The 16,488-nt window shown below is 41.6% G+C and carries 11 protein-coding genes; 6 read left to right on the top strand and 5 right to left on the bottom strand.

Annotated features, from left to right (window positions below; translation table 11 throughout):
• Positions 1-2 precede the first annotated feature (2 nt).
• Positions 3-3,716, top strand: coding sequence for a UvrD-helicase domain-containing protein (locus tag FPL17_RS12280; protein ID WP_159885312.1), 3,714 nt, complete (start codon positions 3-5; stop codon positions 3,714-3,716).
• Between the two features lie 99 nt (positions 3,717-3,815).
• Entirely contained in the window at positions 3,816-5,567 is a 1,752-nt protein-coding gene (gene recD / locus FPL17_RS12275) for an exodeoxyribonuclease V subunit alpha (RefSeq protein WP_420867264.1), read from the top strand.
• A gap of 703 nt (positions 5,568-6,270) precedes the next feature.
• Here recD and FPL17_RS12270 read toward each other — a convergent pair.
• Entirely contained in the window at positions 6,271-7,569 is a 1,299-nt protein-coding gene (locus tag FPL17_RS12270; RefSeq protein WP_159885308.1) for a serine hydrolase domain-containing protein, read from the bottom strand.
• 240 nt (positions 7,570-7,809) lie between these two features.
• Here FPL17_RS12270 and rpsO point away from each other — a divergent pair, with 240 nt between their 5' ends.
• The 4 genes from rpsO (at position 7,810) to FPL17_RS12250 (ending at position 13,363) form a co-directional block, all read left to right on the top strand.
• Positions 7,810-8,079 carry a 30S ribosomal protein S15 gene (gene rpsO, locus FPL17_RS12265; RefSeq protein WP_005154935.1) on the top strand — a complete coding sequence of 90 codons (270 nt, stop codon included), beginning with the start codon at positions 7,810-7,812 and terminating at the stop codon, positions 8,077-8,079.
• Between the two features lie 254 nt (positions 8,080-8,333).
• Positions 8,334-10,421, top strand: a complete 2,088-nt coding sequence (gene pnp / locus FPL17_RS12260; protein WP_171067193.1) for a polyribonucleotide nucleotidyltransferase — start codon at positions 8,334-8,336, stop codon at positions 10,419-10,421.
• 258 nt (positions 10,422-10,679) lie between these two features.
• Positions 10,680-11,999 (top strand): dicarboxylate/amino acid:cation symporter, encoded by a 1,320-nt coding sequence (locus FPL17_RS12255; protein WP_005192041.1) that lies wholly within the window; start codon positions 10,680-10,682, stop codon positions 11,997-11,999.
• Positions 12,000-12,136: 137 nt separating this feature from the next.
• On the top strand, positions 12,137-13,363 hold the full coding sequence (locus FPL17_RS12250) for a magnesium transporter CorA family protein (protein ID WP_005192043.1): 1,227 nt from the start codon (positions 12,137-12,139) through the stop codon (positions 13,361-13,363).
• A gap of 27 nt (positions 13,364-13,390) precedes the next feature.
• Here the strand turns inward: FPL17_RS12250 and FPL17_RS12245 are convergent, their stop codons facing one another.
• The 4 genes from FPL17_RS12245 to hslO all read right to left on the bottom strand — a co-directional run bounded on the left by FPL17_RS12245 (position 13,391) and on the right by hslO (position 16,420).
• Positions 13,391-13,717 (bottom strand): chaperone modulator CbpM, encoded by a 327-nt coding sequence (locus tag FPL17_RS12245; RefSeq protein WP_005192045.1) that lies wholly within the window; start codon positions 13,715-13,717, stop codon positions 13,391-13,393.
• Positions 13,718-13,728: 11 nt separating this feature from the next.
• Complete coding sequence (locus FPL17_RS12240; protein WP_159885306.1) at positions 13,729-14,673, bottom strand: DnaJ C-terminal domain-containing protein; 945 nt, start codon at positions 14,671-14,673, stop codon at positions 13,729-13,731.
• Between the two features lie 141 nt (positions 14,674-14,814).
• Entirely contained in the window at positions 14,815-15,426 is a 612-nt protein-coding gene (locus tag FPL17_RS12235; protein ID WP_159885304.1) for a LysE family translocator, read from the bottom strand.
• A 118-nt stretch (positions 15,427-15,544) separates the two neighbouring features.
• Positions 15,545-16,420, bottom strand: a complete 876-nt coding sequence (hslO, locus tag FPL17_RS12230; RefSeq protein WP_005200437.1) for an Hsp33 family molecular chaperone HslO — start codon at positions 16,418-16,420, stop codon at positions 15,545-15,547.
• Positions 16,421-16,488: the final 68 nt, after the last annotated feature.

Here is a 16,488-nt window from a genome sequence, read left to right as displayed (position 1 = left end):
ACATGAGCTCGCAATATCCTGTGTCTTATCAGCCTATTCTTGATATTCAATTTGAAGGGCTGCATTTAATTGAAGCTTCTGCGGGGACAGGTAAAACCTACACGCTATCAAGTTTGATGGTGCGGATTTTTTTAGAAAAATATCTCCCCAGCCAAGTGATTGCCACCACTTTTACCCGTGCCGCAGCTGCAGAACTTAAAAGTCGTATTCGCTTGCGTTTAGTCGAGGTACTTGAATATTTAGAACCTTTTCGTGACGTATTGGAACAAGATATTCAAGCACAGGCATTACAGCAATCTGATCCATTAAAACAACAAGTCTTACAAAAGTTTGCGCCACGAATTGCCTATGCTTGCGAACGTCTCAAACTGGTGATTGACCAGTTGGATGAGTTGTTTGTGGGAACGCTGGATAGTTTTAGCCAAAAGCTATTGCGAGAATTTGCCTTTGAAAGCGGCAAAATCGAACGAACAGAAATTACGGATGATTCGAAAAGTTATACCCGCCAATTGATTCATGATGTGTTACGTGAATGGATTCAAACCCAGCCGCAGCAGGTCATTGATGCCCTGTATAGTGTGGGTGGGCTGAAAAGTGTTGATCATTTTGTGGGGATGGTGGAAAGCTCACTGAACTTTAGCTCAGCACAATTTAAACTCCCTGCCATGCCTGAAATTGAGTTGGCACAATTACAGCAGTGGCAACAGCAAACACAGCAGATTGAATTGAATACACTGGCTGACTACTTTCAGTTAGACGGTATGTATTACACACATATTAATGGTGCCTCTTTTCGCAATAATGCTTTTCATAAACTGTTTACCGAATCATTGCCAGTTTTGTTAGGGGCGATCGGGAGTGCAGAGAATGTGCAGGTTTTTGATGTTTATTTTGCCGATGCGCGTGATGCGGTATTTAAGTTTTTAGAAAAGCTCGAAAACCAAAAGATTTTTAAGAAATGTCCTGTCGACATTGCCGAAGGTTTTTATCAGCATCCGACACTATTGCAATTGCAATCGTTGTTTCAATCATTGCAACGCATACAGCAAGCGTTTGAGCAGCTACAGGTTTATCTAAAAGCTTATTTGTGTATTGAAGTAAAGAAACGCTTGCCACAAGTGCTACAGCAAAAGGGTGAAACCACCTTTTCTCAGCAAATCAAAACCTTGTCTGATGCTTTAAAAGGAGAGCAAGGGCAGCGTTTTGCCGTGTTTGTGCAGGCTCGATATCCTTTGATCTTGGTCGATGAGTTTCAGGATACTAACCAAGATCAAGATGATATGTTAGCCAATATTTGGCGGCATCCGCAGCGTTATCAAAAAGGCTGCATGATTATGGTCGGTGACCGTAAGCAAGCGATCTATGGTTTCCGTGGCGGAGATATGCTGACCTTTCTGAATGCGTATCAGGATGTGATGTCCAAGCAGGGGCATGAATATAAACTGATTCACAATCATCGTTCTGTGAAAGAACTGGTTGAAGTGGTTGATGTGCTGTTTCAGCGACAGATAGATTTTGGTGAGCAGGTCATGTATGACCCGATTCAAGCAGGTTCACGACCACATCCAGCCTTGATTGAAAATACTCAATCTAATCCTGCACCTTTACGTTGGCTGCAACTGCAAGAGGGCAATGAACAGGCGACGCAAGTGGCTTGGCAGATTCAGACTTTATTGAATCAAGCTTATTTAAAACAGTTGTATTTAGAAGCTGATGTAGCCACGGCAATTAACGAAGATGATATCGCCATCCTTTCTCGTAGCCATCGCCAACTGGATGAAGTGCAATATGTACTAGAGCGCATGGGAATTCGTGTTAATCGACCTTCGAAACGCAGTGTATTTGATTCAGCGATTGCAAAAGATGTAGGTGCTTTATTAACGGCGTTACTTCATCCTTATGATGAAGCCAAGATCAAACGTGCTTTGCTCAGTCGTTTATTCGGATTTGATTTAACCCGACTGTTGGCATTGGAGCAGAGTGTAGAAGGGCTGAGCTATTATATTCAACAATTTGATGACATCCGTGAGATGTGGTTGAATCAAGGTTTTCTATCCGCATGGCAGCGTTGCTTAAACCAATTTGGTATTTGGCAGCAGTTGGTTGCAGCACAAAGTAAAGACAATGAGCGTGCGGTAGTAAATTTACGCCATTTGACAGATCTTCTGAGTCAGCATAGTGAACAGGTACAAGGTAGTCATAATCTGTATCACTGGTATTTAAAACAATTAAATTCACATAGTGATCGGGAGTGGGAGCTAGAGCATAAGCTGTCTAATGAAGCAGGTGTACAGTTGATGACGATCCATCAGTCCAAGGGGTTGGAGTTTAAAATTGTCTTTTTGCTTGGCGCAAATAAAGCTTTTGCTGAAGTACAGAAAAGCTTAAATTTCTCCACCACAGAAATCCAATTGCCTGCGACAGGTCAAACTCGTATTCAACGTGTGGTTGCAGTGGCCGATAAAAACTTTTTACAGCAGGCCGAATTGGATCAGCATCAACAGCGCGCTTTAGCGGAACAAAATCGTTTGTGGTATGTGGCACTGACACGCGCGAGTCATCGTGTTTATGCAGTGTTCGAACCTGAAAAAGGGGATAAAAATAAGCACTCTGGTTTGGCGTTCTGGAAGAATCAAGGGGATGGCTTTCAGCATCCGTACAGTATGGAGTTATCCCCAATTTTAGAGCGGCCTCAGGCAGTACAGTTACAGCAAGCGCAGCAGCATGTAGTCGTCTCAGCACAGCCTTTACCTTCGCAGCGTTTTTATGCACGTGGTAAAACCAGCTTTAGTTATTTGGCGCAACATTTAAAGCATAAAGCCAACCGTGTGGATCGCATGGCCAATATTGATGCTGATTTTGAGCAAGCAGAAGATGAGTTGAATCTTACTGAAATAGAAACCATATCAGGTACTCAGCCGATTGTCTGGATTAAGCAGTATTTCCCCAAAGGGACTTTGGCAGGCAATTTCCTGCACGAAATTTTTGAACAAATTGATTTTCAGCAGCCCTCAACTTGGGTGGAGGAAATTCGCCGTCGTTTTAAAAATACCTATCAAAGTTTATGGCTAGAACTGTTGCAACAGTATCAACAGCATTTTCCAGAACAGGAGAATGCTGAGCAACAACTTTATCAATGGATTGCCGAATGGCTGCATGAGGTACTACAGACGCCGCTTAATCAAGATTTTCAATTGCAGCAATTAGATGCAGGGCAATATTTATCAGAATGTCCATTCTATTTGGCTTTGTCAGATCGTGTGTTGGCCATGCAACGTGTACAACAACTGTTTGAAGAATACGGCATCGAAATGCCTGAGCTACTTGAAGCAAAATCTGCTCGTTATTTGAATGGTTCGATCGACTTGGTGTATTTCGATGGACAGCGTTACCATATTGCCGATTATAAGAGTAATTATCTGGGTGCAGAGCAGAGAGATTATCAGCAAGCTCAGATTGCTGAAAGTATGTCGCTTTCCAGCTACTGGCTACAAGCGGCTTTATATCTGGTGGCGTTGCATCGTTATCTGACGGTTAAGTTGCAAAATTACGATATACAGCAACATTTGGGTGGTGCATCGTATTTGTATTTACGCGGCATGAATGGACAAGCTCAGCAGGGCTATTTCTATTGGAAGCCTGAGGATGAATTTATTTTGCGTTTGGATGCAATCCTTGGATATTTCTCTGAGGATAATGCTGGAAAAATGGTGTAGATAAAGTGTGTGAACTTAAATTAAACAAAAGCTTAGCTTGTGAATAACTCTGTTTATAACCTTGTGGACAAGCGTGTGGGTAAGTGTGAGGATAACTCTGTGGACAAACAAATCGGTCATCAGATAGAACAAATGACTTGGTTAAATATGTGGAGTAATTACCTCGCACAAGCCCCATTTTCCCAATCAGCTCAAGCAGTTAACGCTGCAGAAGTACTGCAACAATTGGTTGAAGCCAGTTTACAGGGTGATAGCTGTATCGAAGCCGATCGTGCACAGATCGAAGCACTGGCTGATTTGGCTATTTCGAGTGAAAATGCAATCACTCAAGTTGCCCCATGTGTCTATGATCAGCAGGGCTTGGCATTATACCGATATTGGTCCTTAGAGCAACGCCTTGCCCAGCAGATTTGTCGATTAAAACGACAAACGATTCAGGTCGTGAATCCAGAAATTTTTCAGAACTTACTCAGCGATGAGCACCAACAAGCAGCGCTTAAAATGGTGTTGCAACAATGGCTGAGTATTATTACGGGGGGGCCTGGTACGGGTAAAACCTATACCTTGGCACGTATCATCGCGGCTTTAAACCAGACTATTCCAGATATTCGTATTGCTATGGCAGCGCCTACAGGCAAGGCTGCACAACGTATGCAGGAAGCATTACAGAACTCATTTAATGATCCAAAATTATTGGAATCAGGTTTAATTACAGATGAGTTGCGTAATCAAAACACTCAGACCTTGCACCGTTTATTGGGCATGGGCAATCGGCAGATTCCACGGTTTAATTCAAAACAGCCTTTGCCTTATGACGTGATTGTGGTCGATGAAGCATCAATGCTGGATTTAAATCTTGCGACTTTATTATTTGAAGCAGTGCCTGAGCAGTGTCGGATCATCCTACTTGGGGATGCTAATCAGTTGGCCTCTGTAGATGTCGGTTCGGTTTTGGCAGATTTACAGCAAGTAGAAGCATTGGCAGAAAACCGCGTCCAGTTACAAACCAGTCGCCGTTTTTCTGCTGAGGCGAAAATTGGACAGTTTGCGAGGTTCATTCAAGCCCAGCAAGATTCAGTTAAGCATGATGACGTACTTTTGAAGCTAGCGCATGACATTGTAGAAGCAGCGCCATTGCAGGCAATAACGTTAAATACAGATATGTCAGATCATATTCAACTGGAATATCTACCAGAGCCGCATGGCCTTGATATTGAGTCCTATCAGCAAAAATTGATGTATGGATTTCAAGGCTATGTTGATGCCTTAAAAGGTTATATGCATGCAGATGAAACAGCCGATTCTATTCAGTCCGTGATTCACGCTTTTGATGATTATCGAATTTTAACCGCTGTTCGGCATGGGGCATTCGGTATTGAACAACTCAATCGTTATGCTGAACATTGGTTAAACCAGCAACTCAAACAGGTCGCTGTAGGGGATTGGTATATCGGGCGTCCAGTGATGATGACGTATAATGATTATCAGCTTGGGATTTCCAATGGTGATATTGGCATTTGTTTTAAGCACCGTACTCAAGCACAGCAATTTGAAGTATTTTTTCCAAGTTTAAATAAGTGGATTGCAGCACATCGATTACCACGTAGCATGCAGACTGCATTTGCTTTAACCATTCATAAATCTCAGGGTTCTGAATTTACCCACACAGCGATTGTATTGGATGCGCAAGCTGAGAAATTATTAAGTCAGGAATTGATTTATACAGCGGTGACTCGTGCTAAAAAAGTCGTGAGTATTTTGGCTGATTCAAATGCCTTACAGCAGGCATTGACGATACGCACGATTCGCCGTAGTGGTTTAGTGCAGAAGATCAATTTGAACAGATTGTGAACTTATTCTTCAGAATTCACCGTTTTGTAAGTAAAAGCTTACAAAGATTCGAGATATTGTCGCTAGAGCAAGCGCAAGGTTTTTGAGATTATGTACACACAAAGAGCCTAGCAAGGAAAGCTAGGTAAATCGCATAAATATAATAATAACGTCGTATGACAGCGAACTTACAGTGAAGTAAGTGATAAAAGAGGAAATTTACAGCCGCTAAGCCTTGTAGTTTTGGGAGAGACTACAGGGCTTTTTTATTTTTATACGTCATCTACGATAAAACCCTTATGATTCACTGGTTCAATACCCTACATATTTAATATGTGAATATTCATCTACTGTTTATGGAGGGTCTATTTCAGTGTGCTCTAGGGTTCAAATAAAAGGAAGAAATATAAATCTTATTGTCTGACAATTTTTTGTTATTATTAAGTTAAATGTTATACAGACTTGTACGTTTTTTCGTACACAGAGATAAGAGAAATGCTATTTTTCTCCACAATTGAATCTGACAGAATAGTCGGTATAGAGAGAGGGAAAAGCAAGACAAACAACAATAAAGAAAAGGATGTGTGTGAACATTCAGAGGGTTTGAATGGTGCAGGAAAAAAGAATAAAAAATAATAAAATAGAAGAACAATGAAAAGTTTCAAGCGCAAAAGCCCAAGTTTAACTTGGGCTTTTTTATGCCTGTGATTTGGATGTCGAGCGCTTAGACCAAATCTGCTTCTGTACGATCTGTTGCAAATAATGAACGACGTTGATTCTTTGGGATTTTCGGGCAGTTGGTCGAAATCTGATAAAGCGTTTTTGCTAAAGCGGGTAAATGAGTGCCGACTACAGACTTTCCTGTGGTCAGCAGCGATACGCTGATATCTCGCTCTGGATCTGCCCAGCATAGAATATTCGAGAAGCCAATATGACCGAATGCCTGTCCTGTCATTGGGCCAAATAATCCTACTGGATTACTGCCGAGCATTGGACCCAGTGCATAACGCATCGGTGCCAATAGGGTTCGATCTAGACTAAGACCAGAGGTTGGGAGGGTAGAGCGGAACACCGTCTTGGCACTCATAATCTGTTTGCCTTGATATTCGCCGCCGCTGAGTAACATTTCAAAGAAACGACCGGCCTGTTCTGCACTGGTATAAATGTTTCCAGCAGGACAAATGGTGTCCATGAAGCGGGTATCGTTCGTCACATCAACTGCGAGTTGTAGGCCGCCACCTAGTACGTGATTGAGATAGTGGTCTGTGCCTAATTTGGGATGGATCCCTGTCGCATAGTTCAAAGCTACGTCTGCACGATACTCAGGTTTTAAACCATAGTTGAAATAGTCTAGGCCCATTGGCTTTTCAATATGCTCAGCCAAAAACTCACGAACGCTTTGACCAGTTACACGCCGAACGATTTCACCCAGAATATAACCCGCAGTGACGGCATGGTAAGCAAGGTGTGTTCCTGACGGAGAAACAGGTTTCGCAGCGTAGAGTAGTTTTAAAATATCTTCTTGATTAAATAAAAGCTCTGGTGTGACCTCAGTGTCAATGCGAGGAATCCCACCACGATGGGAAAGCAAATGAAAAATCGTGGCACGACGTTTACCATTCACACCATATTCAGGAATGTAGTAGCTGATTGGATCAAGTAAATTAAGCTCTCCACGTTCATCCAACATATGGATTAACATGGCGGTAACCATTTTAGAGGCTGAGAACAGACAGACAGGCGTATCTGGCGTTCCAATCTTGGCATCCGTTGCCAAGCCCTCCGCGGAATTACCTTGCGCATAACCAATACTGCGGTTTAAAAGAATTTTCCCCTGACGACGCAAACATAAAGTAATGAGTGGATAATTGCCTGTTTTATACAGTCCTTCAACGCTGTGCCAAATCTTTTGGACCTGTGTTTCAGTCATGCCGCCCAATTCAGCTGAGACTTCATCTTTGCTGCGAATCACTTGATTTAAGTCATGTGGCACATAACAGGTATTAGTTGATAAGATTTTCACGATTCCCTCGCAATATTTTCGTTTTCTTTCTTCTCTGTCATAAATTGAAAACAGAATCAGGCTAGTGTGCCTATTTTGTACAACGCTGTCAGCTGCCGAATTGCCAGTGAACTTAAAACATTTTTGCAATATAACGATAGATCACTTAAAATAGGCGACTTGCTGTAGTGATGCACGGCAGTCGGTTGGTAACAACTGATCATTATCATTTTATTTTTGTAAGCATCTCGGAGAAATCGAATGGCTTTAACTAACACTGATCGCGCAGAGATCATCGCTAAATTTGCTCGTGCTGAAAACGACACTGGTTCACCTGAAGTACAAGTTGCTTTATTAAGTGCTCAAATCAATGATTTGCAAGGTCACTTTAAAGAACACAAACACGACCATCATAGCCGTCGTGGTTTGATTCGTATGGTAAACCAACGTCGTAAATTACTTGACTATTTAAATGGTAAAGATCACGGTCGTTATGTTGCTTTGATCGGCGCATTAGGTTTACGTCGTTAATTCGATTTTACTTTGTTTTCACTATTTCGCATGTTGTTATGCTTTATTGCTGAAAAGAGAGTTTCACCTAATTTACCTTAGGTGATTTTTAGAAGGGGCGCTTGTTCGCTCCTTCTTTGCGTTTAACTTTTTTAAAATTTAGTCTAGTGTGATGGCTTCTAAGCTTTGTCATTTATCTACACAGCAGTTGTAGTCTGAATGCCAAACCTTAGGGGTCTCACTAGAAAAAAAGTAGGAAAATACAATACATGTCAATGTTTAATATCATTCGTAAAGAATTCCAATTTGGTCAACACCAAGTTGTTTTAGAAACGGGTCGTGTTGCGCGTCAAGCAAATACAGTTTTAGTCACTATGGGTGGTGTGACTGTCCTTGTTGCAGTTGTTGCACAACCAAAAGCAAAAGCGGGCCAAGACTTCTTCCCGTTAACAGTTAACTATCAAGAAAAACAATATGCTGCGGGTCGTATCCCAGGTGGTTATGGTAAGCGTGAAGGCCGTGCTTCTGAAGCTGAAACTTTAATTTCACGTCTTATTGACCGTCCAATTCGTCCGTTGTTCCCAGAAGGTTATTTCAACGAAATCCAAGTAACAGCAACAGTTGTGTCTTCTGACAAAACGATGGACGCTGATATCGCTGCGATGCTTGGTGCTTCAGCTGCATTGTCAATTGCTGGTACACCGTTCCGTGGTCCAATTGCTGGTGCACGTGTTGGTTTAATCAATGGTGAATACGTTCTTAACCCGAATTTTGAACAACTTGCTCAATCTGATCTTGACCTAGTGGTTGCGGGTACAGAATCAGCTGTACTTATGGTTGAATCTGAAGCGAAAGAACTTTCAGAAGATCAAATGCTTGGTGCTGTACTTTTCGGCCATGACGAAATGCAAATTGCAGTTCAAGCAATTAAAGAATTTGCTGCTGCTGCGGGCGCAGTTGAATCTACTTGGGTTGCTCCAAGCAAAAACGAAGCACTTCTTGAGCAATTAAAAGCAGCTTTCGAAGCGAAGATTTCAGAAGCATATACCATTGCAGTGAAACAAGACCGTTATGCAGCACTTGATGCACTTTATGCAGAAGCGGTTGCCCAATTCGTTCCTGAAAATGACGAAACGGGTATTGCTGATGAAGTAAACGAATTATTCGAAGACCTTAAATACCGTACCGTACGTGACAACATCTTGTCAGGTAAGCCACGTATTGATGGCCGTGATACCAAAACTGTTCGTGGTATCGATGTACAAGTGGGTGTATTAGACCGTGCACACGGTTCTGCATTATTCACACGTGGTGAAACTCAAGCGTTAGTTACAACGACTTTGGGTAATACACGTGATGCGTTGATGGTTGATACGCTTTCTGGTACTAAAACCGATAACTTCATGTTGCACTATAACTTCCCTGCATACTCTGTAGGTGAAACAGGTCGTGAATCTGGTCCTAAACGTCGTGAAATTGGTCACGGTCGTTTGGCACGTCGTGGTGTTCAAGCTGTTCTTCCTGCAGCTGATCGCTTCCCGTACGTGATCCGTATCGTATCTGACATTACTGAATCTAACGGTTCATCTTCAATGGCTTCTGTATGTGGCGCATCATTATCATTGATGGATGCGGGTGTTCCATTGAAAGCACCAGTTGCGGGTATCGCAATGGGCTTGGTGAAAGAAGGTGAGCGTTTCGCAGTACTTTCAGACATCTTGGGTGACGAAGATCATCTTGGTGATATGGACTTTAAAGTCGCAGGTTCTGCAAACGGTATTACTGCACTTCAAATGGACATCAAGATTGAAGGGATTACAGAAGAAATTATGGAAGTTGCATTAAACCAAGCATTTGCTGGTCGTATGCACATCCTTAATGAAATGAACAAAGTGATTTCACGTGCTCGCGCAGAAATCAGTGCAAATGCACCGACTTTTGAAGTGATCAACATCAATCCAGACAAGATTCGTGACGTGATTGGTAAGGGTGGTGCAACCATTCGTGCGATTACTGAAGAAACTAAAGCTGCGATTGATATCGAAGATAACGGTACAGTACGTGTATTTGGTGAAACTAAAGCGGCGGCTAAAGCTGCGATTGCAAAAATCCAAGCACTTACTGCTGAAGTTGAACCAGGTACGATTTACGCAGGTAAAGTCATTCGTATCGTTGAATTCGGTGCATTTGTAAATATCATGCCAGGTACTGATGGCTTGCTTCACATTTCACAAATTTCGAATGAACGTATTGCGAATGTGACTGACGTATTGAAAGAAGGTCAGGACATCAAAGTACAGGTTGCAGATGTTGACAACCGTGGTCGTATCAAATTAACCATGAAAGATATTGAACAAGCTTAATTAAGCCAATATCCAAATCTAAAAAAGCGCATTGTTTAAACAATGCGCTTTTTTATTAAATGAATGATTGTTATAGCTATAAAAAACCAAAACTATAAACATAAATTTTCTTTATATTAGACATTAGTCTAATGCTTTAATTGCGGTACACACAATTAACGTAGAATTCTCCCACTTTCCGCTCCTACCTGTGTTTATAAGGGTTTAGATAGACAGTCGGAAGTCTATTTGTCATCTCAATATGAAGGAATATCGCGCATGCACGTCGATCATGTAGCCACAGGTCAAGATGACCAACAGCCGCCAAAGAAACCAAAATTTTATCAAATTCTCTATGTGCAAGTGATCTTCGCAATTGTTGCAGGGATATTGCTCGGTCATTTCTTCCCAGAATTTGGTGAAAGCTTAAAACCACTAGGTGAAGCTTTCATTAAATTGGTAAAAATGATTATTGCACCTGTGATTTTCCTGACTGTTGTGACAGGTATTGCTGGGATGAAAAATCTCGGCAGTGTTGGTCGAGTGACAGGGAAGGCGATGATCTACTTTCTGACTTTCTCAACCTTGGCTTTGATTGTCGGTCTGATCGTCGGGAATGTGATTGAGCCAGGTCATGGTTTGAATATTGATCCAAGCACGTTGCACAGCACAAAAGTTGATGAATACGCAGCAAAAGCGCACGAGTCGACGATTACCGGCTTCTTGATGAATATTATTCCAGATACCTTGATCAGTCCATTTGTATCAGGTCAAATTCTTCAAGTCCTCTTTGTTGCAGTGCTATTTGGCTTGGCTTTGGCGAAATCAGGTGATTTAGGTCGTCCAATCACTGATTTCCTACAGCAACTCACTACACCAGTATTTAATTTAGTCGGTATGTTGATGAAGTTTGCGCCGATTGGTGCATTCGGTGCCATGGCCTTTACCATTGGTGCTTATGGAATTAGCTCGATTGGTAATTTGATGTTATTGATTGCGACCTTCTATATTACCGCTTTACTGTTTGTCATTATCATTTTAGGTGCAGTGGCACGCTATAATGGTTTCTCGATTATTGATCTGATTCGTTATATTAAAGATGAGCTCTGGTTGGTGCTTGGAACAAGCTCATCAGAAGCTGCATTACCATCGTTAATGGCGAAAATGGAAAAAGCGGGTTGTGAAAAATCTGTGGTTGGTCTGGTGATTCCAACGGGTTATTCATTTAACTTGGATGGTACTAATATCTACATGACATTGGCGGCATTGTTTATTGCACAGGCATGTAATATTGAACTGACTTTAACGCAACAGATCACGATTCTTTTGGTAGCAATGTTAAGTTCTAAAGGTGCTGCGGGGATTACAGGGGCGGGCTTTATCACCTTGGCTGCAACACTTTCGGTTGTTCCCGCGATTCCTGTTGCAGGTATGGCATTGATTCTCGGTATTGACCGCTTCATGTCAGAATGCCGTGCATTAACCAATTTAGTCGGCAATGCTTGTGCAACAATTGTTGTTGCAAAATGGGATAATGCTTTAGATAAAGAGCAATTAGACAACGCTTTGAAACATGGCATTGTTGAGAAAGACGCTTAATTCCTTATATTGTTAAAAGCCTCCATGTGAGGCTTTTTTTTTATATTTGATGATGTTCTTGCTCTGTAATATCCATAGCTTTTTATACAGCTTCGTGGCAGCATTTCTTTCATAGCTATTCAAATTTCTATTGTCCTATGCAGCTTTATTATTTTTATCGCCATAACAGTGAAAATACAATTTTTATCAGTACGGAACAACAAACAGAACATACGCTTGAATTCTTATGGGTCGATAGTCTAAGACAGGATATGGTGAATCACACCGAGTCTTGGCAGAAAAAAATCTATGACTGTACTGGGCTAGTTTTGAATGAATTCCATATGCGGGATTTACTCAATATTGAGCATCCTTGTGCCTTCGATACGGTTGAAGAATATGACCTGTTGGTGTTTCGCAAGTTGATTAGTCCAGATGACCAAATTCTTGAAAGTGAGAATGTACTGGAAGCGCATGAAAGTGTATTTGGCCTTGCAACAACACCCATGAGTTTTATCCTCACGCCAACAGTTTTAGTCAGTGTGAGAGAACAAGGCAATAAGGCGGTAGAAAGCTATATCCAACGTATCCAAGTGATTATGGGGCGACCGATTGCAGAGCAGAATAAACCACGCAAGTTACCCAGCACACCTGCTGATTTATGCTTGCGTTTGCTCAATAGTATGATTGATGGCTATTTAAATCTACGTAACCCTCTAACACGCCGTGTTGAATATTGGCAGCAGCAATTGTTACAGGGTAATCGTCGTTTTAAGCAGTGGCATCAACTGTTTCATGAAGATATGGCTTTTCAACAAATCGAAAACTTGTGTGAGGAACAGATCGAGACTCTGCAAGAGTTTAGAGATGAATTGGTTGATAATTATCATCATGTCGTTGGTGAGCATAAGCAGCATAAAGCGCAAGATATTCTACTGGTGCGTTTGAATGATCTGATGAGCCATGTCGAGCGAGTACAGAAGCATACGTTACGTTTAAGAAATGCGATTCAATCCGCTATCGATTTACACTTTTCTGCAATTGCCAATCAAACCAATGAAAACATGCGCATCTTGGCAATCATTACTGCCATCTTTGCACCGCTGACTTTGCTAACGGGCGTGTATGGCATGAACTTTGAGTTTATACCAGGACTAAAATCACCTGTCGGTTTTTGGATTATGCTGGGTGTGATGCTGATGAGCACCGTATTCTTGCTGTATTACTTTTATCGACAGCATTTGGTTGGACGTGGTGAACGCAGCGTGATTGATTTGCTGGCGCAGCAGCATAAGCAGCGTAATTTTAATTTGTTGTGGTTCTTGGATTATGAACCGATTAAGCAAACATTGAAAGAAGTGGAGAAAATGACCAAGCTGAAATAGTCTGGGCTTGGTCATTTGCAGGATGGCTTAATGAAAATGTTTGAGCTGTTTACGTAAGTGCTGGACTTCATCGATTAAATCCAGCATCACTGCTACTGCAGATAAGCTTGCATCAAAGTCACGTTGTAAACGGTATGCACGTCTCGCCCGACTCACATCTTCACCAATAAATTGATAACTTTGAGGATCAACGGTGATCTGCAAAATATCATAATCAATCAGTTTTAATACCCAGTCGGTACTTTGGCCACATGCTTCTGCAAAGTGTTCAAGATCAAGTGCCAATTGCTCATCAATGATTTCAACTTGATAATGACCGTCGTATTGAATTTCTTTGTATTGAATGGTTGTCATGATCTTACTCCTTATGAGGCACGTGGTTGGAATGCAGCAAAGGCATCGGCAAACTGTTGATAAGCCTGCTGCTCTTGCTCACTGTGCGCTGGCGGTAAAACAATATTAATAATCAGGTATAAGTTTCCTGCAGTCTTGCTTGGAATCCCTTTATCTTTTAAACGAAGCTGCTGCCCATTTTTAGCATTTTTAGGTAAGTTGACTTTGAGTTGTCCAGCAGGAGTGCGAACCTCAACACTTTGTCCTAAACCTGCTTCCCAAGGACTGACATCAATGGTTTGGTAAACATCAGCACCTTCAACACGGATTCGGTCGCTATCTTTGTATTGGATCTCAATGTATAGATCACCATTTTCGCCGCCATTAACACCGCTCTGACCTTGACCATTTAAGCGAATTTGTTGACCTTCCTTCATTCCTTTTGGAATTTTAACCTCTAAGGTTTTACGTTGTACCTCAGGTTCACCATAAACGTTATAAGTCGGAATCTGTAGGGTAATTTGTTGGGTTGAACCGTGATAGGCAATATCTAAATCAACTTGAATGCTGGCGTGCTGGTCTTCACCACGATAGCTACGTTGTTGACGCTGAGAGCGTTGCTGACCTCCACCAAAGCCAGAACCAAAACGGCCAAATAAGTCCTCAAATCCACTAAAGTCAGCACCATCGCCTGAACTTTGGCGATAGAACTGTGAACCGTCAAAACCACTTTGATTGCCTTGTCCAAAATTAGAGAAACCTTGTGGATGATCCAGCATCTGGTCATATTCAGCTTTTTTAGTACTGTCACTCAAAGTGTCATAGGCGACATTAATTGCCTGCATTTTGGCTTCAGCATCGGCTTCTTTGCTAATGTCAGGATGATATTTACGCGCCAGTTTTCGATAGGCTTTTTTGATTTCATCTGCTGAGGCATCTCTTGAAACACCCAGCTCTTCATAATAATTTTTTGCCATGATCTATAATAAATATAATGATGTGTTTATTTTATTATGAAACGAATCCAAGAGATTTCAATGGATTCGATTGTATAAGACTTGTTCTGTTTGGCTAAAAACTACATCGTTAAGGTTTTTAATGTGGACTTGATGTCGATTTTAAATAAAGGTATCGACCAGTCCATAGAGCGCGATCAAGACCAGTAAAACACCACATAGTCCCAGAATCTTCGGATAGATGCTGCTTTGAGATAGGCTACGGAAAAACAGATAGACCAACGACAACGTGAGGAAATCCAAAATAATCCACGTTACTGTGAGTAGGCTTAAACTGAAATTGATATTCGATGAGATGTTAATAAACTGCGGGAAAAAAGCCGAAAAGAAAATAATATCTTTCGGATTGGAAATTCCCACGAGAAAGCCTTTTTTAAAGCCGCCACTTTGTGCTGACACAGTTTGGATGGTAGTTGGATGTGCTGCCTGAAGCACTTCTTTAATAATGCTATAACCCAGATAGGCAATATAAAGGCAACCTAATATGCGAATGGCTTTTAGGTAGTTTTCATCAATGGTGAGAAAACCCTTGAGAATGAGTACGGAAATAAAAATCAGGATTAAAGAGGCGAAGTTGGTTCCAAAAATTGTCTCTAATGCTTTTTTATAGCCACCCTTAAGGCCAGCACTGGCCACCAAAATCATCACAGGGCCAGGCGTGGCAATCAGTACAACCACACTGATGATAAACAGCAAGTATTCGAAGTAATTCATAAGGCAAATTTTAGGTCTATGTTATTGGGAGATTTGCAAATTGTTTTATCGCATAGACCTTAATACAAAATAAAAAAAGACGGAAGCCCGTCTTTTTTTATTTTTAACATTTAGTCAATTAACTTAAATGTTCACCGAACAAACCTAAAGCTTCTTCTGCGGTAAATTCATAACGTGTATTACAGAACTGACAATCCATTTGGATCGGGTTTTGCGCTTCTAAAGTTTCATGAACTGCAGTAACGCCGATTTGGATCAAGGCATTGGCACAACGTTCTTTCGAACAAGTACAACCAAACTTTAACTGCTCAACTTCAGGTAAACGCACTTCTTCTTCGTTATACAAACGATAGAGGATTTCATTTGCTGATAGATCAGTCAGTTCTTCCGGCTTAAGGGTTTCAGTGAGCATGGTTAAACGTGGCCATAGATCTTCATCAACCAACTTTTGCTCTTCTTCATCATTACGAGGAAGTAACTGAATCAATAGACCACCCGAACGTTGGTTATTCGTTGCCAATACAATGTGGGTTGGGATCTGTGCAGACAAATCGTAATACTGTGTCAAACAACCTGCCAAGGTTGGTTGATCAAGTGGAACGATCCCTTGATAGCGTTCGCCGTGTTCAGGTTCAATGTTGATGAACAGCACTGGATTGGTTAAAGCCGCAAGCACAGTACGACTGTCGCTACCTTCAACGAAACGAGGATCTTCTTCGTAATCCGCCAATGCGCGAACTTCACCCAAATGGTTGCACTCAGCCATCGCCCATTTAAATGTTCCATTTGCTTGGATCTGTAAGCTAATACGGCCACGAATCTTGAGTGTACTGGCAAGTAAGGCTGTTGCACTGAGCATTTCACCTAACAGGCTTTGTACTGCAGGCATATATTCACGTTGCGCCAAAATAGTTTGAAGCGCTTCTTCTAAATGCACTACTTCACCGCGAACAGGGCAGTCTTCGATAAAAAAGCGTTGGCGTAAATCAGACATATTTTTCTCCAGTACCCCCTAAGGGGAAAACAAAGCAACGCTTTGCCTTGTAAAGCACTTCAGGCTTT

This window comes from Acinetobacter dispersus, assembly GCF_009884975.1.
GTDB lineage: Bacteria > Pseudomonadota > Gammaproteobacteria > Pseudomonadales > Moraxellaceae > Acinetobacter > Acinetobacter dispersus.
Note: the sequence above shows the minus strand (reverse complement) of the source record. Positions and strands in the feature narration are given on the sequence as shown.

Coding starts and splice junctions, on each gene's coding strand:
- FPL17_RS12280 (WP_159885312.1), top strand. CDS start 3: ATGAGCTCGCAATATCCTGTGTCTTATCAGCCTATTCTTGATATTCAA.
- rpsO (WP_005154935.1), top strand. CDS start 7,810: ATGGCTTTAACTAACACTGATCGCGCAGAGATCATCGCTAAATTTGCT.
- pnp (WP_171067193.1), top strand. CDS start 8,334: ATGTTTAATATCATTCGTAAAGAATTCCAATTTGGTCAACACCAAGTT.
- FPL17_RS12255 (WP_005192041.1), top strand. CDS start 10,680: ATGCACGTCGATCATGTAGCCACAGGTCAAGATGACCAACAGCCGCCA.
- FPL17_RS12250 (WP_005192043.1), top strand. CDS start 12,137: ATGCAGCTTTATTATTTTTATCGCCATAACAGTGAAAATACAATTTTT.
- FPL17_RS12245 (WP_005192045.1), bottom strand. CDS start 13,717: ATGACAACCATTCAATACAAAGAAATTCAATACGACGGTCATTATCAA.
- FPL17_RS12240 (WP_159885306.1), bottom strand. CDS start 14,673: ATGGCAAAAAATTATTATGAAGAGCTGGGTGTTTCAAGAGATGCCTCA.
- FPL17_RS12235 (WP_159885304.1), bottom strand. CDS start 15,426: ATGAATTACTTCGAATACTTGCTGTTTATCATCAGTGTGGTTGTACTG.
- hslO (WP_005200437.1), bottom strand. CDS start 16,420: ATGTCTGATTTACGCCAACGCTTTTTTATCGAAGACTGCCCTGTTCGC.